Below are 19,045 nucleotides of genomic sequence, written 5' to 3'. Positions count from 1 at the left end.
GGCTCAGAAAGGGAGTTCGCGGGGCTGGGTCTGGAGTGTTATCCAGCGCAGCTCGGTGAATTCCGCGATGCCGGCCCGGCCCCCAAAGCGGCCATAGCCCGAGGCTTTGCAGCCGCCAAACGGCATTTGCGCTTCATCATGCACCGTTGGGCCATTGATATGGCAAATGCCCGTTTGCAGACGTTGCGCCACGTTCCACGCTCTGGCGCTGTCGCGGCTGTAGACCGCAGCGGAAAGACCGTATTCACTGTCGTTGGCTACCGTCAGCGCCTCTTCTTCATTCTTAACCCGAATAATCGCTTTTACCGGGCCGAAGGACTCTTCGTTCCACAGCCGCATCTCGCGGGTCACGCCGTCCAGCAAGGTCGGCGCCATGTGGGTATCGCTTGCTTTACCACCGGTTAGCAGGCGAGCGCCTTTGGCTAACGCATCGTCGATTAACGCGTTGCAGCGGGTGATGGTGTTCATATCAACCACCGGCCCCGTCAGGCTGGCGGGCAGGGCGGCGGCGCGCCTGGCCAGCAGCGGGATAAACACCTCCGCTACGGCGTTGTCGACAATAATGCGCTCGGTGGACATGCAGATCTGGCCGGCATTGGCGAAGGCGCCAAAAACCGCGCCCGCCGCCGCTTGCTCGATATCAGCATCGTCCAGCACCAGCAGCGGCGCTTTACCGCCGAGCTCCAGCACCGCCGGTTTAAGATATTGCCCGCAGGTGCGGGCGATAATCCGCCCCACCGGCGTGGAGCCGGTAAAGTTAACGCGCCGCACCGCCGGGTGGGCGATGAGCGACTCCACCAGCGCCGGCGCATCTTCAGGCGCACAGGTAAGATAGTTCACCACCCCCGGCGGGAAGCCCGCCGCGTCAAGGGCGTCGATAATCAGTCCCTGAGTGGCCGGCGACAGCTCCGCGCCCTTGAGGATCACTGCGTTGCCGCAGGCTAGCGGCGTTGCCAGCGCCCGGGTAGCCAGAATCAGCGGTGCGTTCCACGGCGCCATGCCCAGTACCACCCCCGCTCCCTGGCGGACGCCCATCGCCAGGTTGCCCGGCACGTTGGAAGGAATAATTTGCCCTTCAATTTGGGTGGTCAGCGCCGCCGCTTCGCGCAGGATATCGGCCGCCAGATGAACGTTAAAGCCGGCCCAGTGCGCGGTCGCGCCGGTCTCCGCCGCCATGGCGGCGATAAATTTAGCCTCCCGCAACAGCATATGTTCCGCGGCGTCGAGCAGTAAGCGACGCCGTTCCGCCGGAGGGGTATCACGCCACAGTGGGAAGGCTTTCGCCGCGGCCTCGATGCAGCGTTTGCCGTCGGCGAGACTGGCGGCGGCGGCCACCGAGGCGACGTCGTCGTGGGCCGGGTGGCGGCGGGTAAAGGTGCGGCGGCCTTCGGCATCGTGCCACTGGCCGTCAATGTACAGATTGCAGGTGATTGTCATGGTGGAAACCTCTTGTTCTGCGGTTCCCCCAGTGTACCGGGCACTACTGATGGTGAGCGTGAGCAGGGCGGTTATCGCACATTTTTTTGCAGGAATTATGTGTGGCTCACAACATCCCGACACCCGCTGGCGTAAAAAACAGCGCTACGCCGATTAAATCAGCGATTTCAGTGTGATTTGCATAAGGTGATAGCCATTGATTATTTGCCGGAGGCGGGCGCCTGTGCTGATATTACGGTTCTTATAATCAATAATCAGGACTTATAACCATGTCTACAGGGAAAACCACGCTGGCGCTGCTGCTGAGCGCACTGCTGCCGGCCGGCGCCGCCTGGGCCGCTGGCAATGACACACTGGTCTACTGCTCAGAGGCCTCCCCGGAGTCCTTTAACCCGCAAATCGCCAGCTCCGGCCCGTCGTTTGTCGCCAGCTCGCAGGTGCTGTATAACCGCCTGGTCACTTTTGACCCGGTGAAGAACACGCCGATCCCGTCGCTGGCCACCGAGTGGCACGTCTCTGAGGATGGCAAAACCTGGACCTTTACTCTGCGTCAGGGGGTGAAGTTCAACAGCAACAAATTCTTCAAACCAACCCGCGATTTTAACGCCGACGACGTCCTGTTTTCCGTGCTGCGCCAGATGGATCCTCAGCATCCCTATCACAAGGTGTCGCAGGGGAACTATGAGTACTTCCACGACGTGGGCCTCGATAAGTTGATTAAGTCGGTGAAAAAGGTCGATGACTATCACGTCCAGTTCGTGCTTAACGAGCCGAACGCGGCGTTTCTTGCCGACTGGGGTATGGACTTCGCCTCTATTCTGTCGGCGGAGTATGGCGAGGCGATGCTGAAGAAAGGGACGCCAGAGAATGTTGATAACTGGCCTGTCGGTACCGGGCCGTATGCCCTGCAGCAGTATAAAGTGGATTCCCAAATCCGCTATATCGCCAATCCCCACTACTGGGAAGGCGAGGTACCGACTAAGCACCTGATCTTCTCCATTACGCCGAACGTCGAGACCCGTCTGGCGAAACTGCAGACCAACGAGTGCCAGATTATTCCTGCGCCTTCGCCGGTTCAGTTCCCGGTGATTAAGGGCAATAAAGATCTGGCGCTGCATGCGGTTGAAGCGCTGAATGTCGGCTATCTGGCGTTCAACACGGAGAAAAAACCGTTTGATAATGTGCTGGTGCGCCAGGCGTTAAACTATGCCACCGACAAGCAGGCGATCGTCAAGGCGGTATTCCTCGATTCCGGCAGCGTGGCGAAATCACCGATCCCATCCGCGATGCTCGGGTATAAGAAAGATCTCCCGGACTACGACTATGATCCGCAGAAAGCCAAAGCGCTGCTCAAGCAGGCGGGTCTGGAGCAAGGGACGGAAGTGACCCTGTGGTCGATGCCGGTCCAGCGCCCCTACAACCCGAACTCGAAGCGGATCGCCGAAATGATCCAAAACGACTGGGCTAAAGTGGGCGTGAAAGCGAAGATTGTCAGCTATGAATGGGGCGAATACCTTGCTGGTATGCGCAAGGGAGAAGATGACAGCGCATTGTTTGGCTGGATGTCGGACAACGGCGACCCGGACAACTTTGCCGGCACGCTGCTCAGCTGTGATAATATCCAGACCGGCTCCAATGTCGCCCACTGGTGCGATAAGTCCTATGACGCGCTGGTGAAGAAAGCGCTGCTGGTGAGCGATCCGCAGGCGCGCGCCAAACTCTATGAACAGGCGCAAGAGATCTTCTACCAGCAGGCGCCGTGGATCACCCTGGCGACCGGCAAGACCTTCTATGCCACCCGTAGCAACGTCAGCGGCTACCGCGTGAGCATGATGGGGAGCGATTTTTCCAAAGCGAAGCTGAATTAAGCGAAAGGAGAACAGGATGGCACATCTGGATGAGGTTATCGTCAAAGTCGATAACACCCTTGCCGAGGGCGTTATCACTCATATGAATGAGCTGCTGATCGCCCTGAGCGATGATCCACAACTCAGCCGTGAGGAACGCTATACCCAGCAGCAGCGCCTGCGCACTGCCATCGCCCACCATGGGCGACAGCATCAGGAAGAGCTGGACGCACGCCGCGAGCAACTGACGAAAGGCGGCGCGATCCTCTGAAGATGCGCTCAGAACTGGCGCCTGGCCACCAGCCAGGCGCCCACCACCAGCATCACCGCGCCGCATAACGGCCCAATCAGCCCCCGCACCGGCACGCCGTGGGCGCGTACTAAATCCATGATCAACCCGCCAACCAGTTGGCTGGCGACCAGTACCGCAATGGTGGTGGCCGCGCCCACGCTCTGATAGCCGCTGATGCTGGCGAAGACGAAAAAGGACCCCAGCAGGCCGGGGATCAGCGTCCACCACTTCACGCTCAGGGCCAGCTCCTGAAAGCCGGCGACGCCCTGGCGCAGCAGTAACATCGTCACGAAAATAACAATTCCCACCAGCGAATTGAGCAGCATGGCGATAAGGATCGTCGACGCCGACTGGGTGATGCGCACCATCAGGGTATTTTGCACCACCAGACCAACGCCGGCGGCGACCAGGCAGGCGAGGGTAAGCGACGCATTCATGCCTTGCCGTCCGGATCCTGACGCTCATCCAGCTGCAGCTGCATAAAGGTGAGATCCAGCCAGCGACCAAATTTGGTTCCTACCTGCGGCATCTGCCCGGTGGTGATAAAGCCCAGCGTTTCGTGCAGATGCAGCGAAGCGTGGTTCTGCGATTCGATACCGGCGACCATCACATGTTTATTCAGCCGACGCGCTTCGGCGATCAGCGCAACCAGCAGTTTGCGGCCCAGCCCTTTCCCCTGATGATCGGGGTGAACGTACACCGAATGCTCTACGGTGTGGCGGAAACCGTCAAACGCGCGCCAGTCGCCAAAAGAGGAATAGCCGGTGATGACACCGTTTTCCTCGTTCACCAGCACCGGAAAGCCTGCCAGTTGGCGGGCTTCAAACCACGCGATGCGGTTGTCGGTATCCACGGTTTTATCATTCCAGATGGCGGCGGTATGCACGACGGCGTGGTTATAGATCTCGGCGATCGCCGCACAGTCGTCTTTAATGGCAGGGCGGATGGACATAGCAAACCTCAGTTTTTTGTACACTATAGTAGTACGATATTATTACAATAATGAACATCGCGCTGTCATCCGTTTTCCGCATAATTTTTACTGATGACCCGGTAATAACGCGGCCAGACGGGCAGTTGTGTAATGGGTGGATGCACACTATAGTATTACGTTATGAATACTATAGAAGACAACCTCAATCAGCGCATCAGTGCACGCATCCGCATCGAGCGCGAGTCCCGCGGTTGGTCGCTGAACGACCTCGCCGAACGGGCCGGCGCCTCGCGGGCGATGATCCATAAAATCGAGCGCGGCGAAAGCAGCCCGACGGCCTCGATGCTGGGCCGTCTTTCCGGCGCCTTCGGCATCAGTATGTCAACGCTGATCGCCCGGGCGGAAATGCAGGAGGGTAAGCTGCTACGCTTCGCCAGCCAGCCGGTGTGGCACGACCCGCAAAGCCACTATCTCCGCCGCCATGTCTCGCCGCGCAGCGATCTGCCGATCGATCTGGTGCAGATTGAGCTGCCGCCTGGCAGCGATGTGCCCATGCCGGCCTCTTCCTATGCGCTCGCCCGCCAGCTTATCTGGCTGCAGCAGGGCGAGCTGGTGTTTGTCGAAGGGACTACCCGTCATCAGATGCAGAAGGGGGATTGTCTGGAGCTTGGCCCGCCCAACGATTGTCGCTTTATCAATGAATCTGCGGAGACCTGCGTCTATCTGGTGGTTCGCCTTAATCAATCGCCATCCGGCTCTTAATGGTAAAGCACGTTGCGCATAAAGCAGCTAGCCTCAGTACAGTCTGCTAACAAGAGGAGTTTGCTATGACAGTTCAACCGCAACGCCAACACCGCTGGGTACTGGCTTCCCGCCCCCATGGTGAACCGACGGCAGAGAATTTCCGCCTGGAAGAGAGCGAGGTGCCGACGCCGGGACCGGGGCAGGTTCTGCTGCGTACCGTTTATTTATCGCTCGACCCCTATATGCGCGGGCGCATGAGCGACGCGCCTTCTTATTCGCCACCGGTGGCCATTGGCGCGGTGATGGTGGGAGGGACCGTGAGCCGCGTGGTCACCTCAAATCATGCTGATTTTCAACCTGGCGACTGGGTGCTGGGCTACAGCGGCTGGCAGGATTATGAACTCTCCGATGGCAACGGACTGGTGAAGCTGGGTGACGACCCGCAACACCCGTCCTGGTCGCTGGGAGTCCTGGGGATGCCGGGCTTCACCGCCTACATGGGATTGCTGGACATCGGCCAGCCGAAAGCGGGCGAAACGCTGGTGGTCGCCGCGGCGACCGGGCCGGTGGGCGCCACGGTTGGACAGATCGGCAAAATTAAGGGCGGCCGTACCGTCGGGATTGCCGGCGGCGCGGAGAAGTGTCGCTATGCGGTTGAGACGTTAGGCTTTGATGTCTGCCTTGACCATCGCGCCGCGGATTTCGCCGAACAGCTGGCCCAGGCCTGCCCGCAGGGTATTGACGTTTACTACGAAAACGTCGGCGGCAAGGTCTTTGACACGGTGCTGCCGCTGCTGAATACCGCGGCGCGGGTCCCGGTCTGCGGGCTGGTGAGCGGCTATAACGCCACCGGTCTGCCGGACGGACCAGACCGTCTGCCGCTGCTGATGGCGACCATCCTCAAGAAGCGCATTCGGATGCAGGGCTTTATTATCGGCCAGGATTACGGGCATCGGATCGCGGAATTCCAGCAGCAGATGGGGCGCTGGGTGCAGGAGGGGAAAATCAAATATCGCGAACAGCTGATCGACGGTCTGGAGCAGGCGCCGCAGGCGCTGATCGGCCTGTTAAAAGGTGAGAACTTTGGTAAGGTGGTGATCCGCGTCGCGGCGGACGACTAGTCCGGCGGATCCGACTTACTCTGCCCCTTTTCCCGCGACGGAAAAGGGGCGTGTCAGGCGTCTCAGGCGTAAAAGGCTAACCGCTGGGCGAGCAGATCGACAAAGGCTTCGCGGTCCACATCCAGCATCAGGGTGGTATTGGGCGGGTTGCCGGTCAGATGGTAGTAATCGACCACCGTCATCCCCTGGGTGTATTTTCCTTCCGTTTCCACACCGACCCAGCGTTCGATAGTGGTGAAGATCTCTGGTTTGAGGAGCCAGGCGATGGTGCAGGGATCGTGCAGCGGCGCGCCGTCGAACCCCCACTTTTCATCCTTGTGGTAGGCCATAAAGACGTCGAGCAGCTCGGCGACAATGGTCGACACCGGGTTGCCAATCTGGCGGAATCGTTCGATATCCGCTGGGTGGATTTGCGCCTTATGGGTGACATCAAGGCCTGCCATCACCACCGGGATCCCCGACTGAAAGACCATTTCCGCGGCCTGCGGATCGACGAAAATATTAAACTCCGCCGCTGGCTGCCAGTTGCCCAGCCCCATTGCGCCCCCCATGATCACGATGCGGGCGATTTTCGCGTGCAGCTCCGGGTGGCAGGCGAGCAGCAGGGCCACGTTAGTTTGTGGCCCGGTGGCCACCAGGGTTACCGGCTCCTGGCTTTCCCGCAGCACCCTGGCCATCAGCTCGACGGCGGTGCAGTTCTGCGGGGCAAAGGTTGGTTCCGGCAGGCTTGGGCCATCCAGTCCGCTCTCGCCATGCACGTTATCGGCGATGATCAGATCGCGCATTAACGGTTTCCGAGCGCCGCCGGCAACCGGGATATCCGGCCGGTTCAGCAGCGTCAGCATACGCAGCACGTTGTGCAGGGTCTTCTCCGGCGTCTGATTGCCCGCGGAAGCAGTGACGGCTTTTACCTCCAGCTCCGGCGAGGCGAGGGCGAGGACCAGGGCGATCGCGTCATCATGTCCCGGATCGCAATCAATCATCATCGGCAGTGCCATAGCAGCTCCTTGTTGGCGTTGTTCTGTGACCAGACTAACGCTGTGAGGCGAGGCAGACGAGAAGGTGTGCAGAATTGTGTGATGGAGACCACGATTGCTGCGATGGCATCGCGTATCGTCACGTGACCGTCCGCAATCATGTTGCCTCGTTTTGCGGTGGCGCAAGCTGGCGCCCGGCGCGGCGCGATATAATTAAAAAATCGCTAATACTTACGGATATTAATGGTTTGCTTTTCAGCGAGCGGATTCTTATCCTTAAGAAAACTCAAGAGGTTATTACGATGAAAGATGTAGTAGATAAATGCAGCACCAAAGGCTGCGCCATTGATGTCGGTACCATCATTGATAACGAGGACTGCGTCTACCGGGCTGAGAAAATGTTCCCGAGCCGCGAAGAAGCGGAATCCACCGTAGCCGCCGTGCGCGAACGTGCTGCCGCCGCGGCACCGGCCAGTGAACCGCCGCAGGTCGATTACACCATCGCCGCCGTTGGCGACGAGGTTAAACTCGATCTCTCCATCGCTTTCTCCTGCCAGGCGGAAAAGATCATTTTCGAGTTATCCCTGCGAAATCTGCTTTAACCCGCGTCCGTGGGGAAAACGCCACATCGTTAAGCCTTCCCCGCCAATCACCGCCGGCGGGGAAGGGGCGTGTTATTCGAAGCGCCAGGCGAGGTTCAGGCCGATGCCGAAGTTACGTCCGGGAGCAGGCTCGTAGTAGCGCCCGTTGGACTCATTAACGATAACGGACCCGACGTACTCCCGGTCGAACAGGTTGTCGACGCGGCCGAACAGATCCATATCCATCCTGCCATAACTCCACTTATAGCCGGTCGTCAGGCCAACCACCGTCCAGGAAGGTGCTTTAGCGGTGTTTTCGTCATTGGCCATGATGTCGCTCATGTAGCGAATATCGCTGCCGGCGTACCAGCCCTGCTCCGGCTGATAGCCAAAGGAGGCGTAGCCCATATTGCGTGCGATCCCCGGAATGCGGTTGCCGTTGCAGCTGGCGTCGTCGCAGACGTTGGTGCGATAGGTCGCGTCCAGCCAGGTCCATGCCGCCTTCAGACGCCAGCTCTCGCCAAACTGCTGATCCAGTCCCAGCTCCATCCCCTGACGACGGGTTTTGCCGGCGTTTTTATAGCTGGTGCGCCCGCCGCTGCTGCTGTCGACCACGATCTCATTATCAGTATTGGTCTGGAACAGGGCGGCGGTGAGCAGCCCATTGCCAATCCGCGTCTTACTGCCGATCTCCACCGTGTCGTTGGTGGAGGGCTTCAGGCCGAAATTGAGGCCGCTCTGGTTATCGGAGCGGTATGACAGCTCGTTGATAGTCGGCGTCTCGAAGCCGCGGCCAGCGGAGAGGTAGACGTTCCACGCGTCGGTCAGAGCATACTTCAGCGAGCCTGCGGGCAGCCACTTGTGATAGCTGGCATCACCGCTGTCATCGCCATTGCCTGGGGTGATGTAGTAGTCATTCGAGTCGAACCATACTGAGCTGTAGCGAACCCCGGCATCGAGCGAGAGTTTTTCCGTTAACTGCCACTGGGTCTGCAGGTAGGGGTCGACGTTCCACATCAGGTTGCGTTCGTTACGGCGCAGCGCGCCCTGTTCGCCATACTGTGGCGCGCCGTTGACCATCACAAAGTTTTCATACCCTTTGCGGCGCTCGCTCATGTTCTCGTAATCGAGACCGGCGGTCAGGGTGACGGGCACCAGCAACTCTCCGCGATGGGTCAGGCGGGTATCGATCCCCTGGTAGTGACGGGTGAGATCGATCACCCCGCCCGCATGGCTCGGTTTCAGCTGCGGTGCGCGGGGGATCGACTGGTACTGCGTGGTTTCGCGTTCACCGGCGTACATCATGACGCTGAGATCGTCCTGGGCGCTGAGCTGGCGCTCATAGCGCAGACCGGCCTGGGTCTGCCGGGTATTCTTGCGGGTATCATACTGGTCGCCGCGCGGCGACTGGCGCGGGTTATCGCGCCATTCGTCGGCGGTTAAGCCGCCGGCGTCATTGGCTTTGATATCGACGCTGTTCAGCAGCAGAGTCAGCTTACTGACATCGTTGATGCGCACCCCCAGTCGGGCGTTCGCCAGATTTTTGCGGGCGCCGCTGTGGTCACGATAGCCATGGGTGGTGAAGCGGTTGGTCGAGACCGTGTAATCCACATCGCCTGCGTGGCTGCCGTCGCCAACCGCGCCAGTGGCCTTCATCCCGTAGTGCCAGGTACCGAAGCTGCCATAGTAGCTACTGGCTTCCACGGTGGGCGGCTGGGTACCGGTCTGGCTGGTGACGTTGATCACTCCGCCGGACGAGTTACCGTACAGGGCAGAGAAGGGACCGCGCAGCACCTCAATAGTGTCAACGCTGCCAATATCGATATTCGAGGTCTGCCCCTGGCCGTCGGGCATGGTCGCCGGAATGCCATCGACATAGATGCGCAGTCCGCGTACGCCATAGGTTGAGCGGGAGCCAAAGCCACGAATCGACAGTTGCAGATCCTGGGCATAGTTTTGCCGGTTCTGCACCTGCAGGCCCGGCACGGCGCCCAGTGATTCAGAGAGGTTGACGCGCGGGGCGGCCTGGCGCATTTCATCCCCATTGACCACGCTGACGGCGGCGGGGGTATCCAGTTCAGAAACAGTGGTTGGCGCGGCGGTCACCACCATGGTTTGTTCATCAGCGGCCTGGGCGGCGGCGATGAGCGGCAGCAGCAGAGCCGGCAGGGCCGCGTGACGCACGGATAGGATTTTCATCGATAGTACTCGGGAGACGAACCAAATGGAACATATGTAGATATGTTACCCCGTTTGTAAAATATTTGAAAATTATTAACCGCCGTTGGTTAACGGATAGTGCTTCTTGCTGATGAATTTACCGAACTACAACAATTAGCGCTCCACTTTGAGATAAATAATGATTACTATTCGCATTCAAAAATAAAGGTAAAGCGAGGACTTTACCGCCGGAAGCGATGTCGGGTCAGCACATACTGGTTTATCAAAGGGAGTCGTCATGTCACTACGTCATTTTGTCGCGCCGCGTCTGCGCCATTCACTGTTATTCACCTCTCTGCTGCTGGCGGGCAGCTTTAGCGCCCACGCCGCGGATGAGATGCTGCGTAAGGCCGTCGGGAAAGGGGCCTACGAAATGGCCTACAGCCAGCAGGAGAACGCGTTATGGGTCGCCACGTCGCAGAGTCGCTCACTGGACAAAGGCGGTATTGTTTATCGTCTTGACCCCACCACCCTGGACGTGACGCAGATTATTCACAACGATCTGAAACCGTTCGGCGCCGCTATCAACCATGCCACCGGCACGCTGTGGTTTGGCAATACCGTCGACAGCACCGTCACCGCCATTGACGCCAAAACCGGCGCGGTGAAAGGGCGTCTGGTGCTGGACGAGCGTCAGCGCAGTGAAACCGTGCGCCCGCTGCAGCCGCGCGAGCTGGCGGTCAATGAGCAGACCAACACGGTCTACATTACCGGTCTGGGCAAAGAGAGCGTGATTTGGGTGGTGGATGGCGCGACCCTGAAGCTGAAAACCACTATTACCGGCACCGGGGCGATGGCGACGGGCCTGGCGCTCGATCCGCAGGCGAAACGTCTCTATACCACCAATGCCGATGGCGAACTGCTGACCATCGACAGCGAGAGCAACACCATTGTGTCGCGCAAAAAATTGCAGGACGATGGCAAAGCGCACTTCTACTTAAACCTGAGCCTTGATACCGCCGGTCACCGCGCCTTTATCACCGACAGCAAGCAGCCGGAAGTGCTGGTGGTTGATACCCGCGACGGTAAGGTGCTGGAGAAAATCGCCGCGCCGGAATCGCTGGCGGTGCTGTTTAACCCGACGCGTAATGAAGCCTATGTGACGCACCGTAAGGCCGGGGAAGTCAGCGTCATCGACGGCAAGCGCTACAAGATCGTGAAGACCTTTAAAACGCCGACTCACCCCAACAGCCTGGCACTCTCTGATGACGGCAAAACGCTGTACGTCAGCGTGAAACAGGCTTCCAGCCGTGAGAAAGAGGCCACTGCGCCGGATGATGTGATCCGTATCGCGCTGTAAGCCAGCTGCCCGGGCGCGACGACGCGCCCCGTATGCCGTCCGGCACCTCACCCTCTGTTACAAACGCGTATTGGCCTGATAAACCAGATGGTTATACACTTAACCCTTTCCCGCCTCGCGCGGGCAGTGGTAATCAGTGGAGATAAAATGAAAAAGCCATTTATGGTGATTTGCGCCGGTGCGATGCTGGCGCTGCTGGCAGGCTGTTCGTCCAACTACGTTATGACCACCAAAAGCGGTCAGACGATCGTCACCCACGGCAAGCCGCAGCTGGATAAAGAAACGGGGATGACCAGCTATATCGATGAGTCTGGTAATAAGCGGGAAATTAACAGCAGCGACGTGTCGCAGCTGGTTGAGGATAACTAAATCCTGACCTCCCGGTTTGCCCGCGACGGACAAACCGGGAGTCCTGCCAGTTACTTCCTGAGCGTCGGCGCCGTACTGTGGATCGCATGCACGCGTTTACGCACGCCAAACCAGCCAGCTACCAGCAGCACCGCCAGTAATGGAATTGAGCCAATGGTGTAAGTGCCGTTCGGATAATCGAAGGCCATCAGCACCAGCACGCTGAACAGGAACAGCAGCGTCAGCCAGGAGGTGAATGGCGCCCCCGGCATTCTGAAGCTCACCTTCGCCGCTTTTCCTTCCTTGATCGCTTTGCGCAGACGCATCTGACACACCACGATAAAGCCCCACGAAGCAATGATCCCCAGCGACGCGACGTTCAGCACGATCTCAAACACCTGCGACGGCACCAGATAGTTGAGGAACACCCCCACCACATACACCGCCAGCGTCGCCAGGATCCCGGCGTAAGGGACGTGGTGACGGCTCATTTTCGACATAAACTTCGGCGCGGAGCCCCCCATCGACATGGAACGCAGGATACGTCCGGTGCTGTAGAGGCCGGAGTTGAGGCTGGAGAGGGCGGCGGTTAACACCACGATGTTCATCACGCTGCCGATATAAGGCACGCCCAGTTTGGAGAAGAAGGTGACGAACGGGCTCTGTCCTGCCTGGTAGGCGGTCCACGGCAGGAGCAGCACCAGCAGCACCACTGAACCGACGTAGAACAGGCCGATACGCCAGATCACGCTGTTAATGGCCTTAGGTACCATCGACTCCGGATCTTTACACTCGCCGGCCGCGGTGCCCACCAGTTCAATGGAGGCGAAGGCAAAGACCACGCCCTGCACCAGCACCAGCGCCGGCAGAAGGCCGTGAGGGAAGAAGCCGCCGTTATCAGTGATCAGGTGGAAGCCGGTGGTATTACCGTCCAGCGGCTTACCGGATCCGAGAAAAATGGTGCCGACCACAAGGAACGCAACGATCGCCAGCACTTTGACCAGCGCGAACCAGAATTCCATCTCGGCGAACCATTTTACGCCGATCATGTTCATGGTACCGACGATTGCCAGCGCGCCAAGGGCGAAGACCCACTGTGGCACATCGCCAAACGCGCCCCAGTAGTGCATATACAGCGCCACGGCGGTGATATCGACGATCCCGGTCATGGCCCAGTTAACGAAGTACATCCAGCCGGCCACGTAAGCGGCCTTTTCACCGAGGAATTCCCTGGCATAGGAGACGAAGCTGCCGCTCGAGGGGCGGTGGAGAACCAGTTCGCCGAGGGCGCGAAGAATAAAGAAGGAGAAGATGCCGCAGACCAGATAGACCAGTGCGAGCGCTGGCCCTGCCATTTGTAAACGTGCCCCGGCGCCGAGGAACAAACCGGTACCGATAGCGCCGCCGATGGCGATCATCTGTACCTGACGGTTGCCCATCGCTTTGTGATAACCCGCTTCATGTGAGTTGAGCCAGTGGCGTTTCGCAGCATGGTGCTCCGCTGCAGTGTCGTGTTTCGTATTCATTGATGTATCAGTTTCCTGTCAATGCCCATGTTTGCAGCCGGAGTGGATGACGGCTGGCACATTATGCTGGCTTTCTCATCATTCTGACGTAGGAGATAAGCTCAGACATGGCGCTGAATCCTACACGTAACGTAATAGTTACGCACCTAAAACATTTACCGATAGCATTTGACAGATTTATCAATGAGATCAATGTCGCAGAGTTTCCAGCAACAGAGTGAAAGCGCTGGTATGCTGGCGTCGACTGGGGTAGTAGAGATGGTAGCCGGGGAAGGTGGGGGTCCAGTCCGCCAGCACTTGCACCAGCCGGCCACTGGCTAAGGCCTCCGCTACGCAGTCGTCCGGAACGTAGGCCAGACCCAGGCCCGCCTCCGCCGCGTCGATGCGCTGCGGCAGGCTGTTGAGGATCACTTGCCCCTCCACCCGCACCTGAATCTCCCGGCCATCTCGGGCAAACTCCCAGGCGTAAAGCCCACCCCGTGTCGGCAGCCGCAGATTGATGCAGCGATGCTGCGCAAGATCCCAGGGTGTCTGCGGCGTACCGGCCTGCTGCAGATAGGCTGGCGAACCCACCACCACCATCCGCATATCCGGAGCAATGCGCACGGCAATCATCTCTTTCGCCACCTGTTCGCCGAGTCGCACCCCGGCGTCAAACCGGCCGTCCACGATATCCGTGAGGCCATTATCAACAGTGATTTCGATGTTAATATCCGGATATTGCAGCATAAATGGCTTTAGCGCCGGCCAGAGTACGGTGCTGGTGGCATGCTCCCCGGCGGTGATGCGCAGGTTGCCCGCCGGGCGTTCGCGTGTATCGCGCAGCGCGGTCAGCGCCCGCTCCATCTCCTCCAGATGCGGACCGAGGCGCTGAATCAGTCGCTCGCCCGCCTCGGTCGGTACCACGCTGCGGGTGGTGCGGGTCAGCAGCCGCACATCGAGACGCGCTTCGAGATGGCGCATGGCATGGCTGAGCGCCGACTGCGACACCCCAAGCTGGGCCGCCGCGCGGGTAAAGCTGCGCTCACGCGCCACCACCATAAAGGAGAGCAGATCGTTTACGTTCTCTTTTAGCATAATCTTTCCGGATTGATGAATACCGCTCACAGGTACGCAGAGTGTAAGCCCGACGGAGGGGAGGCGCCAGCCTGTTGGCCGGACGCAGTGGAGCAGAATGACCACGACGGTTAACAGCGTAGGGTTTAATTCATCCAGACGGTGAATGTAATGTAAGATGTCCAAAAAACTGCGGCGCCAGGCGAACCCACACAATGACACCCTTACACTTTCATAAATATCACGGGCTGGGTAATGATTACCTGGTGTGCCATCGCGACGTTGCCGATCAGTTGAGCAACGAGCATATTCAAATTCTGTGCCATCGCCACTATGGCGTGGGATCGGATGGCCTGCTGATCGACAGCGGCGACCAAATTAATCCCACACTGCGTATTATCAATCCGGACGGCTCCGAGGCGGAGAAAAGCGGTAACGGGCTACGGATCTATGCGCGTTATCTTTTTGATATCGGTCGCGTCGGCCATGAGGCCTTTCTGGTACATACGGCGGGCGGTGACGTCTATTGCACTGTCCATGGCGATGTTCATCAGATTAGCGTCGACATGGGGCGGGCGAATTTCAATCCGGCGGCGCTGCCCGCCTTAGTGAATCAGCCTGAGGCGGTGAATTATCCTTTGCCGCTGGCGGATGAAACCCTGTCCGTCGTGCTGGTCTCGATGGGCAATCCCCACTGCGTTGTCCTCGTCGATAAGCTCGACCTGGCGCAGGTTCATCGTTTAGGGCCGCAAATCGAAAACCATTCCTTGTTCCCCAAACGCACCAATGTCCAGTTCGTGGAAGTTATCGATCGCCATACGCTGAAGATTGGTATCTGGGAGCGGGGCGCCGGGTTTACGATGGCCTCCGGGAGCAGCAGCTGTGCGGCTGCCAGCGCGATGCGTCGGTTAGGGAAGGTGGACGATCGGGTGGATGTCAACATGCCTGGTGGTCAGTTGCACATCACCTTCGACGCGGATTTTCAGGTCCGTATGCGTGGCCCGGTGCATAAAATCGCCAGCCTGACGCTGGATAAAGACTGCTTTGTTGGCGGCAGCGCCATCTTCACTGGCGTTGCATGACAGGTGGCGCGGTCAGCCTGAAATTAACTCTCCTGAGGATCAGCCGAGGGCCCGTTTGCCGAACAAACGATGGTGGCATGATCCCACCAGGCATTGTGCTTAACATCGGTGGCAAGGACGCTAAACTGCGCCTGCTGTATCTCATTCAGTAAAGACGGGAGGGGTTTAAGCGTACGCCAGGGCTGCCCCTCTTTCAGGAGATGATGCTTGACAGGATCGTAAGTGGCGAGGTCTTCAGCATAACGAGGAAGCCCGCACATCGAGCCGATCACCAGCCGGCCTGCGGGTTTCAGCAATCTTCTCGCCTCGGCGAAAAAACGGCGACGCTCATCTTCCAGCAGACAATGTAGACAGCTGCCTTCAATGATTAAGGCAAACTGGGCATCCTCACATTGAGAAAGATGACAGACGTTACCGACGAAAAATGTGGCGTCCAGACCCGCTTGCTGAAAACGGTCTTCCGCCCAGCGGATCGCCGTTTCGGAGACATCAACACCCCACACGGCATAGCCTCTTTCCGCCAGATACTGGGCGGCCATGGCACCATTGCCACATCCCAGTTCAAGTACCGGCGCGCCGGGAGCCGGTAAATAGCCATGGGAATCCAGCCAATGAAATGTTTTTTCCTGTTGTATCTTTGCCCTGGCAAAACCATCACCCGCCCAGGCGCTGGCTCCGTTGGCTAACAGTTGTCTGTAGCGGGCTTCATAGGGGTTCATCCTGAAAACACCTTTTATCATTGATAAACATCACTACTATATACGCCATTTAACATTGAAATAAGTATTCGTTTGGCTACCAGGGAGAAACAGAGATGAACATCAACGTGGTCGGCACCAGCGGCTCAGGCAAATCCACTCTGGCCCGGCGCCTGGCGCACCGGCTGGGACTATCCTGGATCGAGCTCGATCGCCTGTACTGGCGGCCGAACTGGCAGGGCACACCAGATGAGGCGTTTTTCGCCGCCATTGCCGCCGCCACAGCCACGCCGGGCTGGGTGCTGGATGGCAATTACAATCGCAGCCGCAGCGTCAAATGGCGCGAGGTGGATTTGGTGATCTGGGTCGATTATAGCCTCTGGCGCACGCTGCGCCAGGCGGTGTGGCGGGCGGCGAGCCGCGCGTGGCGGCATCAGGAGCTGTGGCCGGGCACGGGCAACCGCGAGAGCTTTCGCCGTTCGTTCTGCAGCCGGGAATCCATTATCCTCTGGACGCTGAAAACCTGGCGGCAGAATCGCCGACGCTATCTGGCCGATATGCAGGATCCGCAATATCGTCATATTCGCTTCGTCCGGGTGCGCAGTCCGCGGCAGGCTGAGGCGCTGCTCCGCGAGCTGGAAGCGCAGCGGTCAGGCGGGCATATCTAATTTTCAGCAGTACACATGTGAATTAATTGTTTCTCAATAGTTAGCTGAGATTTTAATAATGCAGGCACGTACTTTCATATGAGCCTGCGAAATGTCTTATCGAATCAGTATCCTGGATAAAAGTCCGCTTGCCGCCGGGGAAACCGCCGCGCAGGCGCTGGCGCGTACATTAACGCTGGCGCAACACGCCGAAGCCTGGGGCTATCACCGCTTCTGGGTCGCCGAACACCACAATACCGATCAGCTGGCGAGCCCCTCGCCGGAGCTGGTTATCGCCTGGCTGCTGGGCCACACCCGGCGCATTCGCCTCGGGTCCGGCGGCGTCATGCTCCAGCACTATAGCCCCTATAAGGTCGCGGAAAACTTTAACCTGCTGGCCGCCCTCGCGCCGGGTCGCATCGATCTCGGCGTCGGCAAAGCGCCTGGCGGGCTGCCGCTCTCCACCCGCGCCCTGCAGCAGGGCCTGCATCAGGAGGAGAAAGGAACCTTTGCCGATCAGCTGGCGCAACTGGATAACTGGCTGTCGCTGACTGAGCCCGGTGGAGAGGAGAGCCTGCGCGCCACGCCGATCCCGCCGCGTCGGGCCGAGGGTTTCCTGCTCGGCGCCAGCCTGGAGAGTGCGGAACTGGCGGCTCGTCTTGACTGGAACTTTGTGTTTGCCGCTCATCTCAATGGTGACAGCGCCCTGCGCCGCACGGTGATCAACCGCTGGCGCGAGCTCAGCCCGCGTGAGGCGATTGTCGCCGTGCAGGTGGTGGTGGCTGACGATCCGGCCACCGCCGCCGCGCTGGCGCAGCAGGTCGAGGTGTGGGGCGTCGAGCTGGAGAACGGCCAGCGGGTGACCGTCGGCAGTGAGGCTCAGGCCGTCGCCTTTGCCCGCCAGGCCGGCAGCCGGCCGACGCGCATTGCCCGCCGTGAATCTTCGCTGATTTCGGGCACCCCCGAACAGGTTAAAGCCCGGCTTGACGCGCTGCAGGCGGAAGATCAGCTGGATGAATTAATCATTGATACCCCTATTAGCGACGGGCCAGCGCGCCTGCACTCCCTGCGCCTGCTGGCGCAGGCTCACTACGGCAAGGAGGTGCTGAATGTCCTTTGAACAACAACTGATTAGCTGGCGGCGCGAGCTGCACCAGAACCCGGAGCTCTCCCTGCAGGAGGTGGCCACCACCGCGCGGATCCGCGACTGGCTGCAGAGCGGCGGGCTGACTCTGCTGCCCTACGATCTGAAAACCGGGCTGGTCACCGAAGTCGGCAGCGGCGACAAGGTGGTTGCCCTGCGGGCGGACATCGACGCGTTGCCCATCGAGGAGGCGACCAGTCTGTCCTATCGCTCGCAGAACCCCGGGGTGATGCATGCCTGCGGCCATGATATTCACACCAGCGTGATGCTGGGGGCGGCGCTGCTGCTGAAGGAGCGGGAAGCGGAACTCCCGGGGCGGGTGCGGATCCTGTTTCAGCCGGCGGAGGAAAATTTTGGCGGGGCGAAAACCCTGATCCGTGCCGGGGCGCTGGAGGACGTGTCGGCGATCTTTGGCATGCACAATGAGCCCGGCCTGCCGGTGGGCGAATTTGCCACCCGCGGCGGCGCGTTCTACGCCAACGTCGATCGCTTCGTCTTCAAAGTGACCGGGAAGGGGGCGCATGCCGCCCGCCCACATGAAGGAAAGGATGCGATCCTGCTGGCCAGCCAGCTGGTGACGGTGCTGCAGAGCGTGGCCAGCCGGGAAGTGAACACCCTCGACTCGGTGGTGCTCAGCGTGACGCGGATCCAGGGAGGCAATACCTGGAACGTGCTGCCGGAGAGCGTCGAGCTGGAAGGGACGCTGCGCACTCACAGCAGTGAAGTGCAGCAGCGGGTCAAGGCCCGGGTCAGCGAGATCGCGGCCGGTTTCGCCAGCGCCTTTGGCGCACAGATTGACGTCTTCTGGTATGCCGGCCCGACGGCGCTGGTCAATGACGCCCGCTGGGCCGACTTCGCCAGCGACGTGGCGGCCCAGGCCGGGTACCGCACCCATCACGCCGATCTGCATCTCGGTGGCGAAGATTTTGCGGTCTATCTTCAGCATATTCCCGGGGCGTTCGTCAGCATCGGCAGCGCCAGCGAATATGGTCTGCACCATCCGGCATTTAATCCGGACGAACGGCTTATTGCGCCCGCAGCGCACTATTTCGCCCAGCTGGCGGAACAGGCATTACAACATATTTAATGGA

The 19,045-nt window shown here is 59.5% G+C and carries 19 protein-coding genes and 1 pseudogene; 12 read left to right on the top strand and 8 right to left on the bottom strand.

The window, feature by feature from the left end; all coding sequences use genetic code 11:
- Positions 1-3 precede the first annotated feature (3 nt).
- Positions 4-1,437, bottom strand: a complete 1,434-nt coding sequence (locus CWM58_RS04670; RefSeq protein ID WP_100680368.1) for an aldehyde dehydrogenase — start codon at positions 1,435-1,437, stop codon at positions 4-6.
- Positions 1,438-1,706: 269 nt separating this feature from the next.
- Here CWM58_RS04670 and CWM58_RS04665 point away from each other — a divergent pair, with 269 nt between their 5' ends.
- Both CWM58_RS04665 and CWM58_RS04660 read left to right on the top strand, forming a co-directional pair.
- Entirely contained in the window at positions 1,707-3,305 is a 1,599-nt protein-coding gene (locus CWM58_RS04665; protein WP_100680367.1) for an ABC transporter substrate-binding protein, read from the top strand.
- A gap of 16 nt (positions 3,306-3,321) precedes the next feature.
- Positions 3,322-3,555, top strand: coding sequence for a YdcY family protein (locus CWM58_RS04660; RefSeq protein ID WP_100680366.1), 234 nt, complete (start codon positions 3,322-3,324; stop codon positions 3,553-3,555).
- 8 nt (positions 3,556-3,563) lie between these two features.
- Here CWM58_RS04660 and CWM58_RS04655 read toward each other — a convergent pair whose 3' ends face one another.
- A complete protein-coding gene (locus tag CWM58_RS04655) occupies positions 3,564-4,013 on the bottom strand; it encodes a DMT family transporter (protein ID WP_061154429.1) in 450 nt (149 codons plus the stop codon).
- Positions 4,010-4,528 (bottom strand): GNAT family N-acetyltransferase, encoded by a 519-nt coding sequence (locus CWM58_RS04650; protein WP_012541564.1) that lies wholly within the window; start codon positions 4,526-4,528, stop codon positions 4,010-4,012. The genes CWM58_RS04655 and CWM58_RS04650 overlap by 4 nt, the downstream gene beginning before the upstream one ends.
- A gap of 162 nt (positions 4,529-4,690) precedes the next feature.
- Here CWM58_RS04650 and CWM58_RS04645 point away from each other — a divergent pair, with 162 nt between their 5' ends.
- Positions 4,691-5,272: a helix-turn-helix domain-containing protein gene (locus CWM58_RS04645; RefSeq protein ID WP_100680365.1), complete on the top strand. Its 582-nt coding sequence runs from the start codon at positions 4,691-4,693 to the stop codon at positions 5,270-5,272.
- A 65-nt stretch (positions 5,273-5,337) separates the two neighbouring features.
- Positions 5,338-6,375 (top strand): NADP-dependent oxidoreductase, encoded by a 1,038-nt coding sequence (locus CWM58_RS04640; protein WP_100680364.1) that lies wholly within the window; start codon positions 5,338-5,340, stop codon positions 6,373-6,375.
- A 62-nt stretch (positions 6,376-6,437) separates the two neighbouring features.
- On the opposite strand, the gene rihA is transcribed toward CWM58_RS04640, so the two are convergent.
- Positions 6,438-7,373, bottom strand: a complete 936-nt coding sequence (gene rihA, locus CWM58_RS04635; RefSeq protein ID WP_100680363.1) for a pyrimidine-specific ribonucleoside hydrolase RihA — start codon at positions 7,371-7,373, stop codon at positions 6,438-6,440.
- Between rihA and CWM58_RS04630 the strand changes: the two are divergent.
- Together CWM58_RS04630 and CWM58_RS04625 are read left to right on the top strand one after the other, a co-directional pair.
- Positions 7,335-7,565 (top strand): annotated as a pseudogene (locus CWM58_RS04630) (hypothetical protein). The gene rihA and the pseudogene CWM58_RS04630 sit on opposite strands and share 39 nt — an antisense overlap.
- An 89-nt stretch (positions 7,566-7,654) precedes the next feature.
- A complete protein-coding gene (locus CWM58_RS04625) occupies positions 7,655-7,954 on the top strand; it encodes a DUF406 domain-containing protein (RefSeq protein WP_048330321.1) in 300 nt (99 codons plus the stop codon).
- A 72-nt stretch (positions 7,955-8,026) separates the two neighbouring features.
- Here the strand turns inward: CWM58_RS04625 and pqqU are convergent, their stop codons facing one another.
- Positions 8,027-10,132 (bottom strand): TonB-dependent receptor PqqU, encoded by a 2,106-nt coding sequence (gene pqqU, locus CWM58_RS04620; protein ID WP_165785682.1) that lies wholly within the window; start codon positions 10,130-10,132, stop codon positions 8,027-8,029.
- Between the two features lie 259 nt (positions 10,133-10,391).
- On the opposite strand from pqqU, the gene CWM58_RS04615 reads away from it, so the two are divergent.
- On the top strand, positions 10,392-11,453 hold the full coding sequence (locus CWM58_RS04615) for a YncE family protein (RefSeq protein WP_100680362.1): 1,062 nt from the start codon (positions 10,392-10,394) through the stop codon (positions 11,451-11,453).
- A 147-nt stretch (positions 11,454-11,600) separates the two neighbouring features.
- Positions 11,601-11,822: a YgdI/YgdR family lipoprotein gene (locus tag CWM58_RS04610; protein WP_002906779.1), complete on the top strand. Its 222-nt coding sequence runs from the start codon at positions 11,601-11,603 to the stop codon at positions 11,820-11,822.
- Positions 11,823-11,872: 50 nt separating this feature from the next.
- Here CWM58_RS04610 and ansP read toward each other — a convergent pair whose 3' ends face one another.
- Together ansP and CWM58_RS04600 are read right to left on the bottom strand one after the other, a co-directional pair.
- Entirely contained in the window at positions 11,873-13,327 is a 1,455-nt protein-coding gene (gene ansP / locus CWM58_RS04605) for an L-asparagine permease (protein WP_074385705.1), read from the bottom strand.
- A 189-nt stretch (positions 13,328-13,516) separates the two neighbouring features.
- Entirely contained in the window at positions 13,517-14,404 is an 888-nt protein-coding gene (locus CWM58_RS04600; protein ID WP_100680361.1) for a LysR family transcriptional regulator, read from the bottom strand.
- A 194-nt stretch (positions 14,405-14,598) separates the two neighbouring features.
- Here CWM58_RS04600 and dapF point away from each other — a divergent pair, with 194 nt between their 5' ends.
- On the top strand, positions 14,599-15,465 hold the full coding sequence (dapF, locus tag CWM58_RS04595) for a diaminopimelate epimerase (RefSeq protein WP_100680360.1): 867 nt from the start codon (positions 14,599-14,601) through the stop codon (positions 15,463-15,465).
- Positions 15,466-15,488: 23 nt separating this feature from the next.
- On the opposite strand, the gene CWM58_RS04590 is transcribed toward dapF, so the two are convergent.
- Positions 15,489-16,184 (bottom strand): class I SAM-dependent methyltransferase, encoded by a 696-nt coding sequence (locus tag CWM58_RS04590; protein WP_100680358.1) that lies wholly within the window; start codon positions 16,182-16,184, stop codon positions 15,489-15,491.
- Positions 16,185-16,279: 95 nt separating this feature from the next.
- Between CWM58_RS04590 and CWM58_RS04585 the strand changes: the two genes are divergently transcribed.
- The 3 genes from CWM58_RS04585 (at position 16,280) to CWM58_RS04575 (ending at position 19,041) form a co-directional block, all read left to right on the top strand.
- A complete protein-coding gene (locus CWM58_RS04585; protein ID WP_100680357.1) occupies positions 16,280-16,831 on the top strand; it encodes an adenylate kinase in 552 nt (183 codons plus the stop codon).
- Between the two features lie 91 nt (positions 16,832-16,922).
- Positions 16,923-17,930, top strand: a complete 1,008-nt coding sequence (locus CWM58_RS04580; protein ID WP_100680356.1) for an LLM class flavin-dependent oxidoreductase — start codon at positions 16,923-16,925, stop codon at positions 17,928-17,930.
- Positions 17,920-19,041 (top strand): M20 peptidase aminoacylase family protein, encoded by a 1,122-nt coding sequence (locus tag CWM58_RS04575; protein ID WP_061154439.1) that lies wholly within the window; start codon positions 17,920-17,922, stop codon positions 19,039-19,041. The genes CWM58_RS04580 and CWM58_RS04575 overlap by 11 nt, the downstream gene beginning before the upstream one ends.
- Positions 19,042-19,045: the final 4 nt, after the last annotated feature.

Origin of the sequence: Klebsiella sp. H-Nf2 (assembly GCF_002806645.1) — a bacterium.
Lineage (GTDB): Bacteria > Pseudomonadota > Gammaproteobacteria > Enterobacterales > Enterobacteriaceae > Klebsiella > Klebsiella variicola.
Note: the sequence above shows the minus strand (reverse complement) of the source record. Positions and strands in the feature narration are given on the sequence as shown.

Coding starts and splice junctions, on each gene's coding strand:
- ansP (WP_074385705.1), bottom strand. CDS start 13,327: ATGAATACGAAACACGACACTGCAGCGGAGCACCATGCTGCGAAACGC.
- CWM58_RS04585 (WP_100680357.1), top strand. CDS start 16,280: ATGAACATCAACGTGGTCGGCACCAGCGGCTCAGGCAAATCCACTCTG.
- CWM58_RS04600 (WP_100680361.1), bottom strand. CDS start 14,404: ATGCTAAAAGAGAACGTAAACGATCTGCTCTCCTTTATGGTGGTGGCG.
- CWM58_RS04575 (WP_061154439.1), top strand. CDS start 17,920: ATGTCCTTTGAACAACAACTGATTAGCTGGCGGCGCGAGCTGCACCAG.
- CWM58_RS04655 (WP_061154429.1), bottom strand. CDS start 4,013: ATGAATGCGTCGCTTACCCTCGCCTGCCTGGTCGCCGCCGGCGTTGGT.
- CWM58_RS04580 (WP_100680356.1), top strand. CDS start 16,923: ATGTCTTATCGAATCAGTATCCTGGATAAAAGTCCGCTTGCCGCCGGG.
- CWM58_RS04640 (WP_100680364.1), top strand. CDS start 5,338: ATGACAGTTCAACCGCAACGCCAACACCGCTGGGTACTGGCTTCCCGC.
- pqqU (WP_165785682.1), bottom strand. CDS start 10,132: ATGAAAATCCTATCCGTGCGTCACGCGGCCCTGCCGGCTCTGCTGCTG.
- dapF (WP_100680360.1), top strand. CDS start 14,599: ATGACACCCTTACACTTTCATAAATATCACGGGCTGGGTAATGATTAC.
- rihA (WP_100680363.1), bottom strand. CDS start 7,373: ATGGCACTGCCGATGATGATTGATTGCGATCCGGGACATGATGACGCG.
- CWM58_RS04670 (WP_100680368.1), bottom strand. CDS start 1,437: ATGACAATCACCTGCAATCTGTACATTGACGGCCAGTGGCACGATGCC.
- CWM58_RS04615 (WP_100680362.1), top strand. CDS start 10,392: ATGTCACTACGTCATTTTGTCGCGCCGCGTCTGCGCCATTCACTGTTA.
- CWM58_RS04645 (WP_100680365.1), top strand. CDS start 4,691: ATGAATACTATAGAAGACAACCTCAATCAGCGCATCAGTGCACGCATC.
- CWM58_RS04625 (WP_048330321.1), top strand. CDS start 7,655: ATGAAAGATGTAGTAGATAAATGCAGCACCAAAGGCTGCGCCATTGAT.
- CWM58_RS04590 (WP_100680358.1), bottom strand. CDS start 16,184: ATGAACCCCTATGAAGCCCGCTACAGACAACTGTTAGCCAACGGAGCC.
- CWM58_RS04650 (WP_012541564.1), bottom strand. CDS start 4,528: ATGTCCATCCGCCCTGCCATTAAAGACGACTGTGCGGCGATCGCCGAG.
- CWM58_RS04665 (WP_100680367.1), top strand. CDS start 1,707: ATGTCTACAGGGAAAACCACGCTGGCGCTGCTGCTGAGCGCACTGCTG.
- CWM58_RS04660 (WP_100680366.1), top strand. CDS start 3,322: ATGGCACATCTGGATGAGGTTATCGTCAAAGTCGATAACACCCTTGCC.
- CWM58_RS04610 (WP_002906779.1), top strand. CDS start 11,601: ATGAAAAAGCCATTTATGGTGATTTGCGCCGGTGCGATGCTGGCGCTG.